General features: G+C 65.7%; 20 protein-coding genes. 9 read left to right on the top strand and 11 right to left on the bottom strand.

Going from position 1 to position 21,773, the window contains the following annotated elements:
- Together QOD90_RS28200 and QOD90_RS28205 are read left to right on the top strand one after the other, a co-directional pair.
- Positions 1 to 541, top strand: a 541-nt coding sequence (locus QOD90_RS28200) for an SRPBCC family protein (RefSeq protein ID WP_526355311.1), incomplete at its 5' end; no start/stop codon positions are given.
- Positions 535 to 2,220, top strand: coding sequence for an FAD-dependent oxidoreductase (locus tag QOD90_RS28205; RefSeq protein ID WP_526355313.1), 1,686 nt, complete (start codon positions 535 to 537; stop codon positions 2,218 to 2,220). The genes QOD90_RS28200 and QOD90_RS28205, both read left to right, overlap by 7 nt.
- A gap of 31 nt (positions 2,221 to 2,251) precedes the next feature.
- Here QOD90_RS28205 and QOD90_RS28210 read toward each other — a convergent pair whose 3' ends face one another.
- Genes QOD90_RS28210 through QOD90_RS28225 form a run of 4 tightly spaced genes read right to left on the bottom strand, consistent with a single transcriptional unit; the run spans position 2,252 to position 6,626 of the window.
- Positions 2,252 to 3,103, bottom strand: coding sequence for an enoyl-CoA hydratase/isomerase family protein (locus tag QOD90_RS28210; protein ID WP_526355315.1), 852 nt, complete (start codon positions 3,101 to 3,103; stop codon positions 2,252 to 2,254).
- A gap of 17 nt (positions 3,104 to 3,120) precedes the next feature.
- Entirely contained in the window at positions 3,121 to 4,341 is a 1,221-nt protein-coding gene (locus tag QOD90_RS28215) for a CaiB/BaiF CoA transferase family protein (RefSeq protein WP_526355317.1), read from the bottom strand.
- Between the two features lies 1 nt (position 4,342).
- Complete coding sequence (locus QOD90_RS28220; RefSeq protein WP_526355319.1) at positions 4,343 to 5,440, bottom strand: acyl-CoA dehydrogenase family protein; 1,098 nt, start codon at positions 5,438 to 5,440, stop codon at positions 4,343 to 4,345.
- 28 nt (positions 5,441 to 5,468) lie between these two features.
- Positions 5,469 to 6,626 carry an acyl-CoA dehydrogenase family protein gene (locus QOD90_RS28225; protein ID WP_526355321.1) on the bottom strand — a complete coding sequence of 386 codons (1,158 nt, stop codon included), beginning with the start codon at positions 6,624 to 6,626 and terminating at the stop codon, positions 5,469 to 5,471.
- Between the two features lie 221 nt (positions 6,627 to 6,847).
- Between QOD90_RS28225 and QOD90_RS28230 the strand changes: the two genes are divergently transcribed.
- From QOD90_RS28230 to QOD90_RS28260, 7 genes are read left to right on the top strand one after another with little or no spacing between them, the layout of a single operon-like run.
- Positions 6,848 to 7,711, top strand: a complete 864-nt coding sequence (locus QOD90_RS28230) for a mycofactocin-coupled SDR family oxidoreductase (protein ID WP_526355323.1) — start codon at positions 6,848 to 6,850, stop codon at positions 7,709 to 7,711.
- 22 nt (positions 7,712 to 7,733) lie between these two features.
- Positions 7,734 to 8,054 carry a hypothetical protein gene (locus QOD90_RS28235; RefSeq protein ID WP_526355325.1) on the top strand — a complete coding sequence of 107 codons (321 nt, stop codon included), beginning with the start codon at positions 7,734 to 7,736 and terminating at the stop codon, positions 8,052 to 8,054.
- Between the two features lie 53 nt (positions 8,055 to 8,107).
- Entirely contained in the window at positions 8,108 to 9,046 is a 939-nt protein-coding gene (locus QOD90_RS28240; RefSeq protein ID WP_526355349.1) for a thiamine pyrophosphate-dependent dehydrogenase E1 component subunit alpha, read from the top strand.
- Positions 9,047 to 9,057: 11 nt separating this feature from the next.
- Entirely contained in the window at positions 9,058 to 10,074 is a 1,017-nt protein-coding gene (locus QOD90_RS28245; protein WP_526355327.1) for an alpha-ketoacid dehydrogenase subunit beta, read from the top strand.
- Complete coding sequence (locus QOD90_RS28250) at positions 10,067 to 10,303, top strand: biotin/lipoyl-containing protein (protein WP_526355329.1); 237 nt, start codon at positions 10,067 to 10,069, stop codon at positions 10,301 to 10,303. The genes QOD90_RS28245 and QOD90_RS28250 overlap by 8 nt, the downstream gene beginning before the upstream one ends.
- A 16-nt stretch (positions 10,304 to 10,319) precedes the next feature.
- Positions 10,320 to 11,192 carry an enoyl-CoA hydratase/isomerase family protein gene (locus tag QOD90_RS28255; RefSeq protein WP_526355331.1) on the top strand — a complete coding sequence of 291 codons (873 nt, stop codon included), beginning with the start codon at positions 10,320 to 10,322 and terminating at the stop codon, positions 11,190 to 11,192.
- The gene (locus QOD90_RS28260; RefSeq protein ID WP_526355333.1) at positions 11,193 to 12,728 is read left to right on the top strand and encodes an AMP-binding protein; all 1,536 of its coding nucleotides are present in this window, start codon (positions 11,193 to 11,195) and stop codon (positions 12,726 to 12,728) included.
- Positions 12,729 to 12,749: 21 nt separating this feature from the next.
- Here the strand turns inward: QOD90_RS28260 and QOD90_RS28265 are convergent, their stop codons facing one another.
- From QOD90_RS28265 to QOD90_RS28295, 7 genes are all read right to left on the bottom strand, one after another.
- Complete coding sequence (locus QOD90_RS28265; RefSeq protein ID WP_526355335.1) at positions 12,750 to 13,958, bottom strand: cytochrome P450; 1,209 nt, start codon at positions 13,956 to 13,958, stop codon at positions 12,750 to 12,752.
- A 154-nt stretch (positions 13,959 to 14,112) separates the two neighbouring features.
- Positions 14,113 to 15,663, bottom strand: coding sequence for an MCE family protein (locus tag QOD90_RS28270; RefSeq protein ID WP_526355337.1), 1,551 nt, complete (start codon positions 15,661 to 15,663; stop codon positions 14,113 to 14,115).
- On the bottom strand, positions 15,663 to 16,949 hold the full coding sequence (locus tag QOD90_RS28275; protein ID WP_526355339.1) for an MCE family protein: 1,287 nt from the start codon (positions 16,947 to 16,949) through the stop codon (positions 15,663 to 15,665). Before QOD90_RS28275 ends, QOD90_RS28270 begins: the two co-directional genes overlap by 1 nt.
- Positions 16,946 to 18,346, bottom strand: a complete 1,401-nt coding sequence (locus QOD90_RS28280) for an MCE family protein (RefSeq protein WP_526355341.1) — start codon at positions 18,344 to 18,346, stop codon at positions 16,946 to 16,948. The genes QOD90_RS28275 and QOD90_RS28280 overlap by 4 nt, the downstream gene beginning before the upstream one ends.
- Positions 18,343 to 19,425, bottom strand: coding sequence for an MCE family protein (locus QOD90_RS28285; protein WP_526355343.1), 1,083 nt, complete (start codon positions 19,423 to 19,425; stop codon positions 18,343 to 18,345). The genes QOD90_RS28280 and QOD90_RS28285 overlap by 4 nt, the downstream gene beginning before the upstream one ends.
- Complete coding sequence (locus tag QOD90_RS28290; protein WP_526355345.1) at positions 19,425 to 20,447, bottom strand: MCE family protein; 1,023 nt, start codon at positions 20,445 to 20,447, stop codon at positions 19,425 to 19,427. Before QOD90_RS28290 ends, QOD90_RS28285 begins: the two co-directional genes overlap by 1 nt.
- Positions 20,444 to 21,631 carry an MCE family protein gene (locus QOD90_RS28295; RefSeq protein ID WP_526355347.1) on the bottom strand — a complete coding sequence of 396 codons (1,188 nt, stop codon included), beginning with the start codon at positions 21,629 to 21,631 and terminating at the stop codon, positions 20,444 to 20,446. Before QOD90_RS28295 ends, QOD90_RS28290 begins: the two co-directional genes overlap by 4 nt.
- Positions 21,632 to 21,773: the final 142 nt, after the last annotated feature.

Raw genomic sequence — 21,773 nt, forward strand, 5'->3', positions numbered from 1 at the left:
CGAGGCCATGGTGGCATGGCAACGCGCCGTCAACGACGCGGTCACCAAGTGGCACCGGGCCCGCGGATGCGACTTTCCCGATCTGAACGACATCGACATCGACGCGATCGGGTTCGGCTTCCCGCACTTCTTCATCCTGCCGCAGTACAGCAGCGCGTCGTCGTACCGGATCCGCCCGCTCGGCCCGGAGCAGACGCTCTTCGAGATCTGGTCGTTGACCCGCTTCCCGGATGATCAGTCGCAGGGCAGGCCCACCCCACCCGTGCCGCTGGCTCCCGACGACCCGAGTTGGCCGATGATTCCTGCCCAGGACTTCTCCAATCTGCCGAAGCAGCAAAAGGGATTGCACGCCAATGGGTTTCAGTTCATGCGGCTGTCGACGCAGATCGAAGGACTCATCTCGAACTTCGAACGCGTCATCGACGGGTTCCTCGCGGGGCTGCCGGACGAGCGGCTGATACCTGCGATTCAGAAGACGAACACCACGATCGACGTGCCGGTTGCGGACCTCGGTCTCACCGAGTCGGCGCCGACGTGGTGACGTGGGACGAGTCCGTCGACCTCCTGATCGCGGGTAGCGGCGGTGGCGGAATGGTGGCCGCGCTGGCGGCGGCCGATGCCGGGATCGAACCATTGGTCGTCGAAAAGCAGTCCCTCGTAGGGGGATCCACCGGAATGTCCGGTGGCATGGTGTGGTTGCCGAACAACCCGCTGATGCGGGCCGACGGCATCGCCGACTCATACGAGGCCGGCCTGGCCTACTTCGACGACGTCATCGGCGATGTCGGCCCTGCCTCGTCGAAGCCCCGCCGCGAGATGTTCCTGCTCGCCGGTGTCGAGATGATCGACTTCCTGATGCGCAAGGGCGTTCGGATGACGCGGTGCCCCGGCTACAGTGATTACTATCCGAACAGTAAGGGCGGCAACGCAGCTGGCCGTTCAATCGAGGGCGTTCCGTTCGCTGCCGCCGCGCTGGGCAACTGGAGCGGTCTAGTTCAGCCGTCCATGGCCAAGAACTACGGCTTCGTGCTCAAGACGAACGAGCTGCGCTCGGTGCAGTACTTCAACCGATCGCCGCGCGCGTTTGCGGTGGCGACGCGAGTGCTGCTGCGCACCTGGGCCGCTCGGCTACTGCGTCGCGAGATCCTCACCAACGGTGCCTCCGTCATCGGTCAGATCCTGAAGGCTCTGCTCGACGACGGCAATGGTGATCCGCGCGTGTGGACGAACGCCGCGATGGACGATCTCATCGTCGAGGACGGCAGGATCGTCGGCGCTCGGATCACGCGCGACGGCACGCCGGTGAACGTCCAAGCGCGCAAGGGGGTTCTGCTCGCTGCGGGAGGCTTTGGTCGCAACGCGGACATGCGACGCCAGTTCAGCGGGGACCAACCCAACGAGGCGAAGTGGTCGATCGCCAATGTGGGGGACACCGGCGAGGTGCTCCAGACGGCGATGCGCCTCGGCGCGAGGACCGACCTGCTGGACGAGGCGTGGTGGCTGCCGATGGCGTTCATCGCCGACCCGTCCGCGGCGTCGCTGGGGTCCGGACGTCAGCGCCCAGGTGCCATCTACGTCGACGGGAGCGGCAGGCGGTTCTGCAACGAGTCGAACTCCTACGTCGAGGTCGGCAAGGCGATGTACGCGAACAAGGCTGTGCCGTGCTGGCAGGTCTTCGACCAGGGGTACGTCGGCCGCTACGTGGTGGGGGCCAACCCGTTCGCGAGGCGTCGGGTGCCCGAGGCGTTGATCGAGAAGGGCGTCATCAAGCGCGGCCAGACGATCGCCGACCTGGCGCGCGAGATCGGCGTTCCCGCGGACGAATTGACCAATACCGTCAAGCGCTTCAACGAGTTCGCGGCCAACGGCCTCGACCCGGACTTCGGACGCGGCCAGTCGGCCTACAACGACTGCCTCGGGGATCCGGGCCATCGGCCGAACAGGGCACTCGGTCCGATCGATTGCGGGCCGTACTTCGCCACCAGGATCTTCCCCGGCGACGTCGGAACGTGCGGTGGCGTCATCACCAACGAGTTTGCGCAGGTGATCGACGATCACGATCGGGTGATCGACGGCCTGTATGCCACGGGCAACATCACCGCCACGGTGATGGGCCGCACCTATCTCGGGGCCGGTGGCAGCATCGCCAACACGATGGTGTTCGGCTACGTGGCCGCGCGCCATGCCGCAGGGTGCCCTTCTCCCCGCGAGCAGACGTAAAAGCCCCTCATTTGGCCCAGATCAGGGCACTTTACGTCTGCTCGCGAGGGGGTGGGGAGTCGCGCTCTACAAAATCCCTTGGCTTGAGGCCGGACTGAATCAACTCCGCGCGCCGTGCCTGGACGTCCGACGCCGCGCCGACCATGTTGGTGACCATGTGACTGACCTGTAGGTGCACGCGCATCCCCATCAGTTCATAGGCCCGCTTCACGTTGCTCTTGACGGCCATCAAGGTGGTCAGTGGAATCTTGGCAAGCTTTTGGGCCATCTCCTCGACGGTCGCCTCCAAGTCGTCGCGGGGCACCACCTTGTTCAGCAGTCCCCACTCGAGCGCCTCCGCCGCGGAAAGCGTTGGCGCCAAGAGCAACCAGTCCATGGTGCGATGCCAGTTCATCAGCAGCCACGGCTCGATCATGGTGTGCCCGCCCGGTTCACCCAGGCTTTGCGCCAGCGGCATCTGGAAGTACGCATCCTCGGATGCGACGCAGAAGTCGGTGAGCAGACCGAGGTAGATTCCGCCGCCCATGCAGTAGCCGTGAATCTGCGAGATCGTCGGCTTCGGGAACTCCCACAGGTACAGCGTCGGCCAGAGGAACAAGTCGGCCGTCCCCTTGTACAGGTCCTCGAAGGTGTCACCGAAGTCTGGGTACGGGTTCTCGTCTGGGCCCCACCGCGCGACGTGGCCGCCGCAGAATCCCTTGCCGTTGGCCTTGAGGATGACGACCTTGATCTCCCTGTCGCGGTCGGCTTCCCGTAGGCACGCGTCGACTTCCTGCACCAGGCTCGCGTCCTTGGTGTTGGCCTTGTCGGGGCGGTTGAGGATGATCCGCGCGACCGGTGGCTCGCGCTCGTAGATCACGGATTGAAGGGTGCGCCTGTCCATGGCTGTCGACCTCTCTTTCAAAGAATGGCGCCGCTGTCCTTGGCGGCCGAGATGTCGTCCCAGTCCAGGTCGAGCTCCAGCAGGATCTCCTCGGTGTGCTCGCCATATTCGGGAGCGCGGGCCGGCGCGGGTGGCGTTTCGTCGAATTGCACTGGTGCGGCGACGATCTGGTATTCATTGCCCTCACCGTCCAGGTTGGAGACGACGTAACCGTTGGGCCTTACCTGCGGATCGTTGAGCGTTTCCTTCGGCGTCGCCAGCGCCGCCCAGACGCCGGGCTCGTCTTCCAGTACTTCGCGCCAGTGCGCCAGGTCCTGACTTGCGATGGCCGCCCCGACGAGCGCGGTCGCTTCGTCGGCGTTGGCGATCAGATTGCTCGACGGTACGAATCGCGGGTCCGCGGCGAGCTCGGCAAGACCGATGCGCTCGCAGAAGCCAGCCCAATAGCGATCGGGCTGAAGGAACACCAATTGGATGAACCGGCCGTCACGCGTCTTGTAGCGATTGACCAGTGGATTCATCGCCAGACCGGGTGGCGCGCCAGGGATTCCGTCGATGTCGAACAGATCGGCGACCGCGATCGACGGCGCGATGGACCACATCGCCTGGGCCAGCAGCGAAGAGTCGACGATCGAGGGCTCGCCGGTGCGTTCGCGGTGGAAGAGCGCGGCGCACAGACCACCGGCGAGCGTGATCCCGCCCTGCAGATCGCCGAATCCCGGGCCCTGCACGGCAGGATGCTCGGTACCGTACGGCGTCAGGGTGTACGCCACGCCGCCGCGAGACAGGTAGGTGGCCGCGTCGAACCCGCCCTTGTCGCGGTCGGGTCCCCGCACGCCGGTGCCGGTCCCGCGCGCGATGATGATGTTCGGATTGAACGAACGGATGTCCTCGACCGTCAACCGCGCCCGCTCCAGCGGGCCGGGTAACCAGTTGGTCAGAAAGACGTCCGCAGTGGCCAGCAGTCGCCCGAAGTACTCGCGCCCGGCCTCGGACTTGACGTCCATGGCGATGCTTCGCTTGCCGCGGTTCCCGATCTCCAGAATGAAGTCGACGTGCGCCCTGGCCGCCTCCTTGGTGAACCCGCCGATGACCAGTGCGCGACCGGGGTCACCGCCGCGGACGTCCTCGACCTTGATGACGTCGGCGCCCCAGTCCGCGAGCGCGGCGCCCGCGGCAGGAACGTACGTCCAGGACGCCAGCTCGACGACGCGCACCCCGCGGAGCATCTCGGACATGTCAGATCCCTTCCACGACTTCGCTGGTGAGACTCCTGCCGACGGCCTCGAGATACCTGTCGGAGCCACCGAGCAGGGCACTCCAGCCGAGGAGCCGCTTGAGGTACAGGTGCGCGTCGTGCTCCCAGGTGAAGCCGATCCCACCGAAGACCTGAATGGCGGTGTCGCCGACGGTGGCCAGTCGGCCCGCGAATGCCTTGGCGCGCAACGCCGAAAGGTGCCTCTCGGCGGAGTCTGCGGCGTCCGCGGCCCAGAGTGCATGGATCACACCGCTGCGCGCGAGTTCGACCGTCTCGTACATGTCGACGCACAGGTGCTGAACCGCCTGGAAGCTGCCGATCGGGGCGTCGAACTGCCTGCGCACCTTGGCGTACTCGACCGCCAGTTCCATCACCGCCTGCGCCGCACCGAGTGCGTCGGCGGCCGACACGATCAGCACGTCATCGACGAGGCCACCCAGTGCCTCCGCCGACATCACGCCGAGCCGCCGCGCGGATACGTTGCGCAGTCCGACGTCGAACAACTTGCTGGTCGGATCCACGTGTCGACGTGGTGTCACGGTCACACCCGCGGAGGACGGATCGACCGCAAACAGCACGGTGTCACCGGCCTCCTCGGCGAGCACCAGGAGAACGTCGGCCGCGGCGGCGTCGGGCAGCGCGCCCACGTCGCCGTGCAGGGTCGTGCCTGCGCCGGTGGTGTCGGCACGAGGCCGACTGTCGGTAAGGGGTCCGACGGTGGCGATCGTGGTTCCGTCGGCGATCCCGGATAACAGCGCGGCGTCCTCCACCCCACTGCGGGTGAGGGCGCGCGTCGCAGCGACGGCGCTCGAGAGCCAGGGGCCCGGGTGCAACCCCGCACCGAGCTCTTCGGCAACGGCGCCCGCCTCGACCATGCTCAGGCCCGCTCCGCCGAACTGCTCGTCGACGAGCACTCCGGTGGCGCCGAGGGCCGCCAGCCCACGCCACACCTCGTCGGTGCTGCCCGTCGGTTCGTCGAGCAACGGGCGCACGTGGGCGGAGATGCTCGCCTTCTCGGCGAGGAAGCGCCGCACCGTGTCCCGGAGTGCGACCTGCTCGTCGGTCAGTTCGAGGTTCATCGGTTCCCTCCGCTCATCGCATCAGCGCTCATTTCCGCGGCAGCCCGAGCACTCGTACCGCGGTAATGCCCTTGTTGATCTGGGTCGTGCCGCCCGCAATGGTGAGCGCGCGGGAGGACAGTCGCTGCTCGGTCCACCGGCCACCCGCCTGCTCTGGGCCGAGCACGTCGAAGGCGAAATTGGCCATCGCCTGACCGACCTCGGCCCAGACGCTCTTGGCCAAGGCTGCCGAACCAAGCGCGTCACCGCCGTGCAGGGCGGCCGAGATCGAGCGCTTGCAGAGCAGTTCGAGGTAGTCGACCTGCACGGCGAGCTCGCCAAGTCGGCGCAGTGTCGCGCCATCCTCGAGGACGCGACGTCCGTCGACCCGGTGTTCGGCCAGGTCGGTGACGAGATCGGTCAACTGCAACTGCAGCCCCGCGTACAGGCGTGCCGCCCCTGCCCTTTCGTAGCTCAACGTGGTGGTGGCGACCTGCCATCCGCCGTTCATCGGGCCAAGCAGGCTGGCTGCAGGGACACGGACGTCATTGAAGAACACTTCCGCGAAGTCGGCGTTGCCGTTCAGGTTGACCAGTGGGCGCACCTCGATTCCCGGCAGCGTCATGTCGACGATCAGGCAGGAGATGCCCGCGTGCTTCGGTGCATCCGAGTCGGTGCGCACGTACAGCTGGCACCAGTCGGCCCGATCGCCGAGCGAGGTCCAGATCTTCTGACCGTTGACCACGAAGTCGTCGCCGTCGGCAACCGCGCGCGTGCGCAGCGATGCCAGATCCGAACCGGCCTCCGGCTCGGACATGCCCTGACACCAGATGTCGTCGGCACGCACCATGCGGGGCAGGAGTTGGTGCTTCTGGACCTCCGTGCCGAAGGCCATGATCGCCGGACCGATGTTGTTGAGGCCGATGACGTTCAGCGGGATCGGAGCCCGCGCCCTCGTCGTCTCCTCGGCGTACGCCAACTGCTCAAGCACCGTCGCGCCCCGGCCGCCGTACTCGCGCGGCCACGACACAGCGCCCCAGCCCGCGTCGGCCATGGCGGCGTCCCACGCGCGTAGGACGTCGAACGCGGACACGTCCTTGCCGCGGGTGCGGCCTGCCGTCACGACCTCGTCGGTCAGGTTGTCACACAGCCACGCGCGCAGTTCCTTGCGGAACCGCTCCACCTCCGCCGGGTACGAGAAGTCCACGATGTCCTGTCGGGATAGGTCGGATTGGTATCTTTATAATTTTAGGGAGTATAGCTACTCTAGGGTTTACAGTTTGCGACAATGAACTTCTTGAACGTCGTGGATCGGTCCGTGATGTCACGTCCCCAGGGATGGCGTCCCAACGTTCGAAGATGCTGCGGGATAAGGGCATCGAGCTCGAAGTGCGGCTCCCATGATTACGATCTGGCGGAAGGCGAGCAATGGGCAGAGTAACCGGCAAGGTAGCGCTGGTGAGCGGAGCGGCGCGGGGTCAGGGGCGATCGCACGCGCAGATGTTGGCCGCGGAAGGCGCCGACATCATCGCCGTGGACATCTGCGCCGACATCGAAACCAACGAGTACCCACTCGCGCGCCCCGAGGATCTCGAGGAGACGGCCCGGCTGGTCGAGAAGGAGGGCCAGCGCGCCTTCACCGAGATCGCCGACGTTCGTGATCGCGTGGCCCTCTCCGCGGCGATCGACCGGGGGGTTGCGGAGTTCGGCAAACTCGACGTCGTGGTGGCCAACGCCGGAATCGCACCGCTCACCGCGGGCTCCGGCATCCAGGCCTTCGTCGATGCGGTCGACGTCGACCTCATCGGAGTGCTCAACCTGGTGCACGCGAGCATCAAACACCTGCAGGCAGGAGCGTCGATCGTCATCACGGGTTCGATGGCGGCGGCACTCTCGGCGTCGAACAGCGGCGGCATCGACGCGGGTTGCGGTGGGGCGGGCTACGGCTTTGCCAAGCAGATCGTCGCCCACTACGTGAACGACCTCGCCCTGCAGATGGCCCCACAGAACATTCGGGTGAACGGGGTGCACCCCACCAACGTCAACACCGACATGTTGCACAGCGCGCCGATGTACCGGGCCTTCCGGCCCGACCTCGAGAACCCGACCCGCGAGGACGCCGAGGTGACGTTCCCGTTCCTTCAGGCGATGCCGATTCCGTACGTCGAGCCGGAGGACATCAGCGAACTGGTCGTCTTCCTCGCATCCGACGGTGCCCGCTACGTCACGGGCCAGCAGATCGCCGTCGATGCCGGCTGCGGGGTGAAGGCCAGAGCCTGGCGAGGCCTGTGACACGAGGACGGGAGAGCTGAGCATGCCAAGAGGCATCATCTACCTGGAGACGACGCCCGTCTCACCGGATCGCGAAGCGGAGTACCACGAGTGGTACAACGAAACACATCTCGAAGAGATCTGCTCCATCGAGGGCATCACCGGTGCACGGCGCTTTGCCCCGACGGACGGCAACGGCCCGTTCATCGCGATCTACGAACTCGACTGTGACGATCTCGACGCGGTGGTCGGTCGGCTACGAGAGCTGGGCGCCAGCGGCAAGATGTCGTCGCTCAAGTGGCTGAACATGGATACCCCGCCCGTCCCGAAGGTGTACCGGGAGATCGGGTCGTACGAAAAGTGACTCCCGACAACGATATTCAAAGCGGCGACGTCCAGCGGCGCATTTACGCACTGATGGTGTTGATGAAGGCGGCCGACGATCGGTTGAGCAAGGGCATCGGCACCGGTGAGTTCATGTGCGTCTACTGGCCCTCCCGTGGGCAAGAGGCGATCGCCGCCGCCATGGGCGTGACCCTGCGGGCCGACGATCAGCTGGTCACCACGTACCGGGGGTTGCACGACCTGATCGGCAAGGGCGTGCCATTGGAGGAGATCTACGGCGAGATGATGGGGCGGACCGTCGGTGCGAGCCGTGGCAAGGGCGGCACCATGCACATCGCGAAACCAGAAGTGGGAGTGATGCTGTCGACGGGCATCGTGGGCGCGGGGCCCCCCGTAGCCGTCGGCCTGGCGATAGCCGCCAAGCGCAAGGGCCTCGACCGCGTCACTACGGTCAGCTTCGGCGATGGCGCGACCGCCACGGGCTCGTTTCACGAGGCGGCGAACATGGCGGCGCTGTGGGATCTGCCGGTGGTGTTCGTGTGCCAGAACAATCTCTACGCGGAGATGACGCCGACGTCGGACACCATGAAGATCGAACACGTCGCCGACCGCGCGGCGGGCTACGGCATGCCGGGTGTGCGCGTCGACGGCAACGATCCGTTGGCCGTCGCCGAGGCGCTCGCCGAGGCGGTCTCCAAGGCGCGCAACGGCGGCGGACCCACGTTCATCGAGTGCGTCACGTTCCGGTTCCGCGGCCATTACTTCGGCGATCGGATGTCCTACATCCCCTCCGAGCAGCTGGCGGCGGCCAAGGCGGCCGACCCCGTCCCGCGCTTCCGCAGGCACCTCGTCGACACCGGGGTGTGCACCGACGACGAGCTGAGTGGCGTCGACGAAGGGGCGCTGACCGCCGTCGAAGCCGCGTTGAAGGTCGTCATGGCCGCCGAGGCGCCGTCCGTCGATGAGTTGGAACGAGACGTCTACGCCACCCCGATCGCGTTCCCCGTCTGAGGAGGTCGGCCATGCAGGAGAAGGACGAGAAGGAGATGTCGATGCGCGAGGCACTGAACCTCGCGCTCGACCAGGCGCTGGAGTCCGACGACCGCGTGTTCCTGCTCGGTGAGGACATCGCCGACCCCGGCGCGTCAGGCCCGACGGCGGGCCTGTCGACCAAGTATGGCCGCGATCGCGTGCTCGACACACCGATCTCCGAGGCAGCCATCGTGGGTGCCGCCATCGGCGCGGCGATCGACGGCCTACTGCCAGTCGCCGAGATCATGATCATGGACTTCATCGGCATCGCCGCCGACCAACTGATCAACAACGCGGCGAAGATGCGGTTCATGACCGCGGGCCGGACGACGGCGCCGATCACCATCCGTACCCAGGTCTACGGCGGATTGGCCACCGGCGCAACGCATTCCCAGTCGCTGGAGGCGTGGTTCATGCACGTGCCGGGGATGAAGGTGATCATCCCGTCCACGCCGCGCGATGGCAAGGGCCTCCTGACGTCGGCGATCTTCGACGAGGATCCGTGCCTCTTCATCGAGACGATCCGACTGCAGGGCCAGAAGGGGTTGGTGCCCACCGAACCCGGTTTCTCGATCCCACTCGGCAAGGCCGACGTCAAACGGCCGGGGACCGACGTCACCCTCATCGGCTACGGACGCAGCGTGCAGGATGCGTTGAAGGCCGCGGGCACCCTCGAACGGGAGCACGGCGTCAGCGCCGAGGTCGTCGACCTGCGCACCCTGGTTCCCCTCGACGTCGAGACCATCGTCGAATCCGTTGGGCGCACCCGCCGGGCGGTCGTCGCTCACCACGCCGTGCAGTTCGCGGGGCCGGGCGCCGAGATCGCGGCCATCCTGGCGGCCGAGCTGTTCGGGCGGCTCGAAGCACCCATCGAGCGGGTTGGCGCGCGGTTCGTTCCGACGCCTGCGGAGGCGGCACTCGAGGCGGCGGTGCTGCCGTCGCCGGGCCGCATCGTCGAAGCCGCCTTGCGAACGCTGAAGCCGTCGACGGCGAGCATCGATGGCTGACTTCGTCATTCGCATCCCCAGGGTCTCGGTGGCGGTCTCCGAGGCCGAGCTAGTGGAGTTGTTCGTCGACACCGGCGGGCACGCGGAGGAAGGTAGTCCGCTGTTCTCGATCGCCACCGAGAAGGTGGAGCAGGAAGTCGAAGCGGGTGCCACGGGCACCGTGCAGTGGTCCGGCAAGGTCGGCACGACATACGACATCGGTGCCGAAATCGGCGTGATCACGCCATGATGAGCAAGGAGAAGACATGGACCTAGGGCCGGACACGCGCGAGCGCATCATCTACGAGAAGGCCGGGGCCATCGCCCGCATCACGCTCAACTGGCCCCAGAAGGCGAACGCTCAGGACCAGAAGCTGGCAGAGGAGGTCGACGCGGCGCTGCTCGATGCCGATCGCGACTACGACATCAAGGTCGTGATCCTGAAGGCCAACGGCAAGGGCTTCTGCTCGGGCCACGCGATCGGCGACAACGCGACCGACTACCCGGCCTTCGCCGAGGGTGCGGCACGTACCGGCACGCCGTGGAAGGCGCAGACGGACCTGTTCGTCAAACCCACGTTGAACCTATGGGAGTTCTCCAAGCCGACGATCGCCCAGGTGCATGGCTACTGCCTCGGTGGTGGCACTCACTACGGCCTGACCACCGACATCGTCATCGCCTCCGAGGACGCCTACTTCTCGTACCCTCCGCTGCAGGGGTTCGGAATGCCGTCTGGCGAATGCTCCATCGAGCCATGGGTATTCATGAACTGGCGACGAGCCGCGTACTACCTCTACACCGCCGAGGTGGTCGATGCGAAGAAGGCGTTGGAATATGGCCTCATCAACGAGGTGGTTCCGCGCGACGAGCTGGACGACCGCGTCGAGGCGATCGCGCGCCTCGTTTCGCAGGCGCCGCTGACGACCCTGATGGCGACCAAGGCGAACATCAAGCGGGCCTGGGAACTGATGGGCATGCGAGTGCATTGGCAGAGCTCCAACGACCTCGTCGTCCTCGCGTCGATGAGCAAGGACGTCCAAGAGCTGATCGGTCAAGTGCTCAGTGGGCAGATCAAGCCAGCGGAGATGGCGGCCCGACAGGCTGCTGCGGCGGCGGCTGACGGTTCGTCAGCGACGTAGGTGAACATCGCCGACCACGCGATCGGGGCCGCGCACTCACCGGCCGTGCATATCGCGGACGGTGTCACGATCGACTACGGCGAGCTGTATGCCAGGAGTCAACGGGTCGCCGCCGTGCTCCACGAGGCGGGCCTGCGGCGGGGTGATGGAGTGGCACTCGTCCTCCCTAACCGTCGCGAGTTCCTCGAGATCGCCTGGGGCTGCCAGCTTTCCGGTCTCTACTACAGCGCAGTCAACACCCACTTCACCCCCGATGAGGTGCTTTACGTCATCGAGGACTCGGAATCACGCGCGGTGTTCATCGACGCATCGATGACGCTGCTGGGGGAGCGCATCGTCGGTGCCGGATGCGGTGTCGAGCTCCACATCGCCGTGGGCGGTGAGCTTCCCCGGTGGCAGCCCTACGACGGCCTGATGGCCAAGGCCGGGGCTGCACCGCCTCCTTCGGACGGCTCCGAGATGCTGTACTCGTCCGGCACCACTGGGCGGCCCAAGGCGGTGCGCCGCCCACTGCCGACCGATGGCAACGGTTCGTGGGCGCAAAAGGTCCTCGAGCAAGCGCTGACCCAGCGTTACGCCATGACCTCATCCAGCGTGTATCTGTCACCCGCGCCGCTGTACCACGCTGCGGGCGTCAACTACACGATGGCGGTCCACCGGGTCGGGGCCGCGTCGATCCTGATGGGAAGGTTCGACGCCGAGGTGGTGCTGCGACTCGTTCAGGAACACCGCGTCACCCATGCGCAGTTCGTGCCGACCATGTTCGTGCGGATGCTGAAACTGCCACCGCACGTTCGTGATTCGTATGACGTGTCGAGCCTGGAATGTGTCATTCACGCGGCCGCCCCGTGTCCAGTGGACGTCAAGCGTCAGATGATGGACTGGTTCGGCCCGATCATCCACGAGTACTACGGCGGCACCGAGGGTTTCGCGGGGTCGACCATCGGACCGGAGGAATGGATCGCTCACCCGGGGTCCGTCGGCAGACCGTTCAGCCCAGTCCACGTGGTCGCCGAGGATGGGTCCGAGCGCCCGGTCGGCGAGTCCGGCGAGCTGTTCTTCGAGGGCGGCCCAACCTTCGAGTACTTCAAGGATCCGGCGAAGACCGCATCTGTCTCGAACGAGCGCGGCTGGCGATCGCTGGGCGACATGGGCTACGTCGACGACGACGGCTACGTCTACCTCACCGACCGCTCGAGCTTCATGATCGTCTCCGGCGGGGTGAACATCTACCCGCAGGAGGCGGAGAACCTCCTGATCATGCATCCCAAGCTGGTCGACGCCGCCGTCTTCGGCGTGCCCAACGAGGAGTTCGGCGAAGAGGTCAAGGCCGTCGTGCAGCCTGCCGATGGCGTCGTCGCAGGGCCTGACCTGGCTGCCGAGCTGATCGAGTTCTGCCGCACCCACCTTGCGACCTACAAGTGCCCTCGCACAGTGGAATTCGACTCCGACCTGCCTCGCGACCCGAACGGCAAGCTCTACAAGCGACGTATCAGGGACCGCTACTGGCAGGGCCGTACCTCGCGCATCCTCTGACCACCGCCGAGGGGTTGCAGCCTAGGGCGCGGGACGGAACGTCACCGGCAGGGTGGCGGGGGAGCGGAACGGCATGCCCTCGATCTTCGTGTCGGCATCGGGCGCCAACTTCAGGTCGGTGAGGCGGTCGAACAGGCTGTTCAACATCGCCTTGGTCTCGACTCTGGCCAGGTGCATGCCCAGGCAGCTGTGGATTCCGCCGGCGAAGGAGATGTGCGCACGCCGTGGCCGGTGGATGTCGAACTTGTCGGGATCGGTCCAGCGCTTCTCGTCGCGGTTGGCAGCGCCCATGCACAGGGTGATGGCAGCACCCTTTGGGATGGTCACGCCGTGCATCTCGACATCGCGAGTGGTGTTGCGCGCCACCAGAACCAGCGGTGTCTCGTATCGAATCCCCTCCTCGATGGCGGCCGGAATGAGGTCGCGATCCCGTTGCACCGCCTCGAGTTGCTCGGGATGAGTGAGCAAGAGGTACAGCAGGTTTCCCGACGACCGGTAGGTGGTTTCGAGCCCCGCAGGCAGGAGCAGCCGCAGGAAGGAGATGATCGCCTCGTCGGTGAGCTTCTCGCCGTCGATCTCCGCCGCGACCAGATCGCCGATGACGTCGTCTGTCATCTTGCTGCGACGCTGATCCACCTGCTCTTGGAAGTAGGTGCCCAGTTCGACCGACGCGTTGAAGCCGGCCTCGAGGTCGTCCATGATGGAGATCAGGTCCAACGAGAGTCGCCGGAACATCTCGAGGTCGTCCTGCGGAAGGCCGAGCAATGCGGCGGTGACCCGGGTGGGGAATTCGAAGGTGACCGCCTTGACCAGGTCGGCGTGCCCGTCGCCCTTGATCTCGTCGACCAGTTGGTCGCAGATCGGGTCGATCACTTCGGGTTCCCACTGGGTGAGCGCGCTCTGCCGGAAGGCCTTCGCCACCAGGCTGCGATGGTCGTGATGCTGTTTGCCGTGCATTCCGAGGATCGTCGGTCCGAACATGAGGCCGATCGTCTGGTTGTACATCTCCGAGGCGAATACCGTGTCCTCGCGGAAGGCCGTGAACACGCTCTCGAAGTCGAACAACGTCCAGTTCTCCGAGGATTTGAGCTCCTCCGGCATCAGGTCGCTTTCCATCAGCACGCCGCGCCAGACCGGCGAGGTCTTGCGCATGTGGTTGAAGTAACCGTAGGGATCGCTGCTCAGATCGGGAGTGACCGGCTGGTCGTGCGGATCGGTGCTGATCGTCACCTGTGCCTCCCGGGCGTTCGGAACTAGCGGTCCGCTGTAACCTTATCTTTACTATTTTAGGCATGCAAGGAACGAGGAGTTCTGCGGTTGAGAGTGCGGTCTCGTACGCACTCGGGGCCACCGGCAGAAGGCCAAGGGCCGGAATGGAACTCGGCTACTTCAGTCCTGGCATCAGGTCGGTCCACGAGGTGGGCGCCGTTGCGGTCGCGACGTTCGACTGGTGGTAGAGCCGGCCGTCCGACGCCAGGTACGCACCGGTTCGGGGGTTGTACTGCGCGGTTGCGACCGCGGGCTGGGCCGCAGATCCGTTGTCGGTGAACGAACTCGGGGCCGCCACGGGCCCGTCTTGACCATCGGTGGGTACGTCGGCGACGGGGGGAGCCGGCAGATCCGGCGGTGGTGGGGTGCCCTCGACCGGCGCGTACAGACCAGCGCCTGAATCGACCCGGTGGTCGGGCGGGATGCCCTGGGCAATCAGGTTCGGATCGATCGGATACGGACCGAGCACGTGCTGCCGCATGGCAAGAGGCTCGAACGGCTTGGTGCTGTTGCACTCCTCCACGGTCGCCGCGCGCTTGCCAGGGTGCTCGACACACGGATAGTTGCGCGCCCCGCGGACGTCGATCGGGGAATCCTGCGGGAGCTTGCAGTACAGCCCGTCGGGGGTGTCGGCGTCGCTCAAATCGGCAGGCGACCGCCACTCCGAAGGCGGCAGGAAGCCGATCGTGCAGGACGGTGGGTCGGCCACCGAGACGGCGAAGTCGCCCATCGGTTTACCGGTGGGATTGTTGGCGGGTGCGACCGACTGGATCCCCGCGAGGTAGGGCGGAAACAGCACCAGCAGCTGTTCGATCGACTTGTTGTAGGTGAGGAAGACCTGGCCGATGGACGTGAGGTTGGCGAGCAGCACGGGCAGGGTGGGCTTGACCTGTTCGAGCAGCCGTGACACCTCCTGCGCGAAGTCCGGGCCGGTCTCCAGCAGCGTCCGCACCTGCGGGTCGTGCTGTGCCAACCGATCGGTGATGCCTGCCAAGCCGTGCGCCCACTGCCGGAGCGAGTCGACGCTATCGGCTTGCGAGTCCAGCAGTGGCACACTGTCGTCGACGAGAGCGCGATTCTGGTCCGCCGCGCCGTTGAGCTCGCCGATGACCTTCGACGAGGAATCCAGCAGGGAACCGATGTCGTAGCCAGCGCCGTTGAAGGCCTTGAACGATTCGTCGAGCAACGGGCCGAGCTTGTCCTTCGGGATGGTACTCACCAGAGCGTTGAGACGGTCGAGCATCGGACCGACCGGTTCGGGGATCGCCGTTTGGTCCAGCGCGATCACGGACCCGTCCTGCAGGTAGGGCGGCGCGTCGTTCGGCGGCTGCAGATCGACGTATTGCTCACCGACCGCGGATACGCTGCGCACCCGTGCCACCAGGTTCGCCGGGATCTTGGGCGAAGTCGCCAGGGACAGCGTGGCTTCGACGCGCCTGCCGTCGACTGCCCGAACGTCGATGACCTTGCCGACCTCGACGCCGCGATACGTGACGTTGCTGAACTGGTAGAGCCCGCCAGCCGCGGGTAACTCCAGCGTGACGGTGATGCGGCCGATGCCAAGCAGCGTAGGTGCCTGGACGTAGCGGACGGCCATCACCGTGATGCCCACGATCGACACGATGATGAAGAGGATCAACTGAATTCGGACGAAACGGCCCAGCATCAGCCACCACCCTGGGAAGGGGGGTACGGTCCGGCGAACAGCGGTGCACCCGGCAGTTGGCTCTCGGCGGCCGCCGGTGGATTCACGGGATACACCGGAGCGCCCGGCGGGTCGGCATCGAGCTGGGGCGTCGGCGGGAACCCAGGCACCGCACCGAGCGGACCGCCGGGTGGTGGCGGCGCGACCGGCATACCGAGAGGGTCGTAGGTGTATCTCTGGGTGTACGGCTCACCAGGGGCGGGAATCAGGGTGGCGTTCTCATCACCCCAGCGGGTGCCGAGCAACAGCGATCGCTTGAGCCGCGGCACCGTGAAGTCGAGTTCGCCGAAGAAGTTGATGTAGTCGCCCCGTACCCCTCGATCGATGATGTTCTGCCCGAACGGGAAGACGGTCGTGTAGGCGAGCGCGGTGTCGAGATCTTGGCCGACGTCTGCCAACGCCTTGAGTATCGGCTCCAGATTCTGGAGATTCCGCACCAGATCTGCCTGGGTGTCGTTCACCAATGCCGTTGCCGTATTGCCGAATACACGGAGCCTGTCGAGGGCGGTGGTGATCCTTGGGCGCTCACGAATCAGCACGTCGAGTGCGGGCGGGATCTTCTTCAGCGCGTCCGCGATGACACCACTCTGATCGGCGAGGGTGACGGCGAGCCGGTCCAGGGCCGTAATGGAGGCGATGATGTCGTCGCGCTGGCGGTCGAGCGTTCCGACGAAGGTGTCGAGGCGGCTGAGCAATTCACGGACGTCGCCCTGGCGGCCCGACAAGGCGGCCGTGAGGTTGTGGATGATGTCGCCGATCTGACCGAGGCCGCCGCCGGTGACGACCGAGGACAGTGAGGACAGGGTCTGTTCGGTCGACGGGTAGGTGGCGGTGTCGCCGACCCCGATCGTGGCGCCCGGCTGGAGCCGCCCGCGCGGCGATTGGCCCAGCGGCGGGTCGAGCGCGACGTGCATCGACCCAAGGAGGCTGGTCTGACCGACGCTGGCCACGGCGTTCGCGGGCACCACCACATCGGGGCGGACCGACACGTCCACGTCGATGTGCCAATTCGAGAACGCCATCTTGCGGACGCTGCCGACGACGACGTCGTCGATCAGCACCGGCGAATTCGACTCCAGGGTACCGATGTTGGCGAACTGCAGGTGATACACGCTGGCGTCGGAGCCACTGCCGACAGCCCCCGGTAGCGGCAGTGAGTTCACACCTCGGAAACCGCACCCCGCCAATGTCAGCGCGACGCAAAGGCCGATCGCCACGAACGGTCGCGGCCGTCGCACCCCGGTCACGACGGCGGCGCTTCCGCGGGGAGCAGCAGGGCGGGCAGGCTCGGCGGTCCTGGCACGGGTGCCCCCGGGTAGACCGCTGGTGATGGCGCGGCGGGGAGGTGATCGGGCGCGGACGGACCTGGTGCCACGGCAGGCGGCTGACCGAAGCCGGGCGGCGGCGCTTGATCGCCGTCGCGCCCGGTGTAGGCGGAGACCGCTGGAGGTATCTCGGGTGCAACGGGTTTCGGACCGGCGCCGCCAGGGGCGAGGTCGGGCTCGGAGTAGATCAGACGGTCCGGATTCATCGACTTCATGAGCAGTGGACTGACGGGAAAGGGGAGTTCGTTGAGGCTGACCGAGTTCAGCAGTGGACCAAGGGTCTGCGAGCACAGCTTGGCGGTCTCGGCCGAGGTGACGCTTGCCACCGCCGTGATCGCGTTGCAGAGAAGCGCCATGGGATTGGAGAAGTTGTTCAGCGCGAACCTGCCGATCTGGCTGCCGCTGTCGGGATCGTAGATGTCGTAGGCGTTCGCCAACGCATTTGGCGCGGCATGCAGGAGGTTCTCCAGATCCATTCGATGATCGACGAGATTCTGCGTGACGTTGGTCAGCCGCTGCAGCTGTTCTGCGGTCTGGTCCCGACTGCCTGCCACGAATCGCCGCACGTCCCCGACCGCGGACGACAGGTCGGTCAACGCCGAACCCAGATCGGATTCGTCGTTCACCACGCTGGTCAGGGTGGCGAACCGACCTTGGAACTCGACGATCTGCTGATTGCTGTCGCGCAACGCCGAGACGAAGGTCTGCAGGTTCTTGATGACGTCGACGAGGTTGCCGCTGCCGTCGGCCAGGATGCGGCCCAGTCCGGAGAGCTCGGCGAGGGTCCGACGAAGCTTCTCGCCGTTGCCGTCCATGGCGTTGGCAGCACTGTCGATGAACCTGGACAGCGACGTGCCAGACACACCGCTGCGAGGCCCGAGATCGGTTGCCAGCCGGGTCAACTGGGCCTTGACCTCGTCCCACTCCACCGGAATCGCGGTTCGCTCGACGGGGATGACCGCACCGTCGGCCATCGTCGGACCCGTCGTCTCATACGGCGGTGTGAGCTGGACGTATCTTGCGGCAACCAGGCTTTGGGCGACGATGACCGCCTTGGCGTCGACGGGGACCGGCACGTCGCGATCGACGTGGAACGTCATTCTGGCTTGCCCGCCGACCGGTTCGACGTCGGAGATGGTCCCGACCTTCACACCCGCGATGCGCACCTCATCACCGGAGTAGATGCCGGTGGCGCTGACGAAGTACGCCGTGATGGTCGTCGGCGCGAAGTAGGTGGTGCGCACGACGAACGCGGCGCCTGCCAGCAACAGACCCACCAGCGCAACCGCGGTGGCGAATCGGACGTTTCTGGCGGTCATCGTGGGCCCCCCGGAATGCCGTTGTACGGCAGCGGAAGTTCGGCTCGGGGGCCTGCGGTGTCGGGTGGGCGCCCGGCGTCGACACCGCGTCGGAACCCGAAGGCGTAGTCCAGGAACGGTTGCAACAGCTCCGACGGGAGGAGATTCGACACGAATGCCTCGTAGAAGTAGCCGTTGGCGACGGCCTCGCCCTGGGTGATCTGGTATTTGGCAAGACCCGGCAGCGCCTTGCCGATGTTGTCGCGGTTCTTCTCCAACATCGCCGTCACCGAGTTGAGCTTCTGCAACGTCGGTGCCAACACCTCTTCGTTGTCGGCCACCAGCCCCGACAGCTCCTTGGAGAGTGCGGAGACGCTTGCCAGCAGATCGATGATCGCTTGGCGTCGGTCGTTGAGCACTCCGATCAGATCGTTGGCGCTGAGGATCAGCGTGTTGAGCTGCTGGCTGCGTTCGGCGAGCACACCGGTTACCGAGGCCGCGCTCTTGAGCAGCGAGCGAAGGGTGTCGTTGCGACTGTTCAGGGAGCGCGATAGCCGGGTGACGCCGTCGAACGTCGGGCCGAGTCGAGGCGCGATCTGATCGATCGTCGCCGACAGTGAGTCGAGGGCCTGGTTGATGCTCTCGGTGTCGGTGCCCGCGGTGTTCGTGGTGAGGTCGCTGACGGCTTCGGTAAGGGAGTACGGCGACGACGTGCGGGAGACCGGGATCACGTCGCGCTGGTGCATCGTCGAGCTGCCGCTGGATTCCAGGGTGAGGATGCGTTGGCCAAGCAGTGTCCCGGTTCGGATGTGTGCGGTGGTCTCCGAACCGAGCGTGACCGCGGCGTCGACGTTGAACGAGACCAGCGCCTTGCCCTTGTCGAGCGAGACGGCGGACACCGCACCGACCTTCAGCCCGGACATCCTGACGTCGTTGCCCACGGCAAGGCCGCCGGCTTCGGTGAACAGCGCCTGGTATCGGATTGCCGTGGCCCAGCGGGCGATTCGATCGGGTTGCAGGCCGACGGAGATGATCAGCACCATCAGGATCACGCCGATCAAACCCGACCGGACGAGCCTGGCTCCGCGGTACTTGAGCATTATTCGGCGCACCTCCCGTTGGCCTGGTCGAACCACGGGAAGAGTGCGGTGTTGCCCTGGAGGTCGGTTACTCGGAACGACAGCGAACAGATGTAGATGTTGAGCCAGCTGCCGTAGGAGCCGAGCCGGATCAGCTTTCGATAGTTCTCCGGCGCCTTTGCCAGCGCGACGTCCAGTTTTTCCTTGTCGTCGTCGAGAAGTGGTGCCAGCCGGCTCAATTGGTTGATTGAGCCGGACAGCGGAGCGCGCGCTTGACCGAGCAGATCGGCCAGCGAGGCGGTGCCCGCGTCCAACGAGTCGATCGCGTCGCCGATCGGATCGCGGTTCTCGGACAATTCGGTGACGAGGCGTTGCAGCCGATCGATCGTCCCCGAGAACTGAGTACCGTTGTCCGCGAGCGTGGTCACCACCTGGTTGAGGTTGTCGATCAACTGCTCGATCACCCCGTTGTTGTCCGCCAGACTGTTGGACAGCGATGAGCTCTCCGACAGAAGCGAGTCCAGCGTGCCGCCCTGACCCTGGAAGATTTGCAACAGAGCCGCTGACAGGGCGTTTACGTCCGTTGGGTTCAGCCCTTGGATGACCGGCTTCAGGCCGCCCAGCAGAAGATCGAGATCGAGAGCCGGCGTCGTCCGGTCGGCCGGGATTTGAGACCCGGGCGGCAGCACCCTGGTGGATCCGGGTCCGTCGACCAGCTCGAGGAATCGATCGCCGACCAGGTTGAGGTATCGAACGGCCAGCTTCGTTCCGGTGCTCATCGGCACGTCGGGGTCGGCGTCGAAGGCCACCACGATGGTGTGGTCCGGTCGCATGGCGACGTCGTCGACGGTGCCGACGCGCAAGCCGCCGGCCCGCACCGAGTCGCCCTTCTTCAGCCCGGAGATGTCGTTGAACACGGCGGAGTAGGCATTCGTCGACCCCGTCCGGTACTGACCGAAGATGAGGATGAGAAAACCGGTCAAGATGGTCATCACCAGCACGAAGATTCCGAACTTGACGAAAACCGCACGCCCGCCCGTCATCCCGGTTGTCCGACCTGAGCGCTGTTGCGCGGCGGCCCGTCGATGGGGCCGAACAACAGTTGCTTGAGCCCATCGGAATTCAGCAGAAGCCCCTGATTTCCGTACTGCGCGGGATTGGCGCCAACGTCGGTGATGACGTACGGCGGACGGGAGTCGAAGGGCACCGCAGGCAGAGTGAGGCAGTGCACGCCACCTGTCGCAGCGACCTTCGGCAGGTTGCCGGGGTAGCGGTAGCGTTCTCGGCCCCACTGAAAACCGATCGAGTCCACGATGCCCGGCTTGTCCAACGGGGGCGATTTCGCGATCGGGATGAGGCCGGCCAGCCCACAGGTGATCGCCTGGTTGTACTGATTTAGTAGGTCGGTCGTCGGCACCAGCTCGTGCAGCAGGTCGGTCAATCCGCGACGGTTGGTCCCGAGGACGTCGTTGCCGGTTTCGGCGAGTCCGATGGTGCTGACCAAGAACGCGTCGAGGTTCTGTTGCTCGTCGACCAGCGTCTGACTGATTTTCGTGGCGTTGGCGGCGGTTCGGACCAGGTCGGGCGCGGCGTCGGCGTAGGCGTTGAGTACCGAGGGTGCGACCTCGAGGTCGTGACTCAGGTTCGGCAGGCTCGGTTCGATCTTCGCGAGGTACCGGTCGAGTTGGCTCAGCGTGTCGCCGAACTGCTGCCCGCGGCCATTGAACGCCGAGGCGATGGCGCCGAGCGTTTCATTGAGCTTATCGGGCTGAATCTTGGTGAGTACCGATACGAGTTGCTCGAAGATGGAGTTGAACTCGACGGTGACGTGGTCGGAGTCGAGCACCTGACCCGGCTGCAGGGTGCGTGGTGACGGATCCGGCGGAGGAATGAGATCCACGGACTTGGCGCCGAACACCGTCGCCGACGAGATGTCGACGACCACGTTGTCGGGGATCTGGGCCAGCTGGTCCGGGTCCATCTCCAGATGAATGACCGCACGACCCTCCGGGCGTTCCTCGATCGAACCGACCCGGCCGACCGGGACGCCGAGGAGTTTGACCTTGGCGTCGGGGTTCATCACCAGCCCTGCCCGTGGTGACATCACGGTCAACGGAACCGTGTCGGTGAAGCCGTTCTGGAAGGAAGTGATCGCGGCGGCGGCGATCGTCGCGATCACGGCAATCGTTGCCGCACCGACGAGCGCGCGCACGGCGGTGGCCTTCACTTCGTGCTCACCTCCCGTGGGCAAGAGATCGTGTCGCTGCTGCGAACTGCGAATGACGAAGTGCGTCAGACCAATACGTTGCGGCGCGCCGGGTAAGGGTCTTTCTTTACTAAGTTAGCGATTTACACCGTACCGCCTCGAG

Source organism: Mycobacterium sp., assembly GCF_032161845.1.
In the GTDB taxonomy this organism is placed as follows: domain Bacteria; phylum Actinomycetota; class Actinomycetes; order Mycobacteriales; family Mycobacteriaceae; genus Mycobacterium.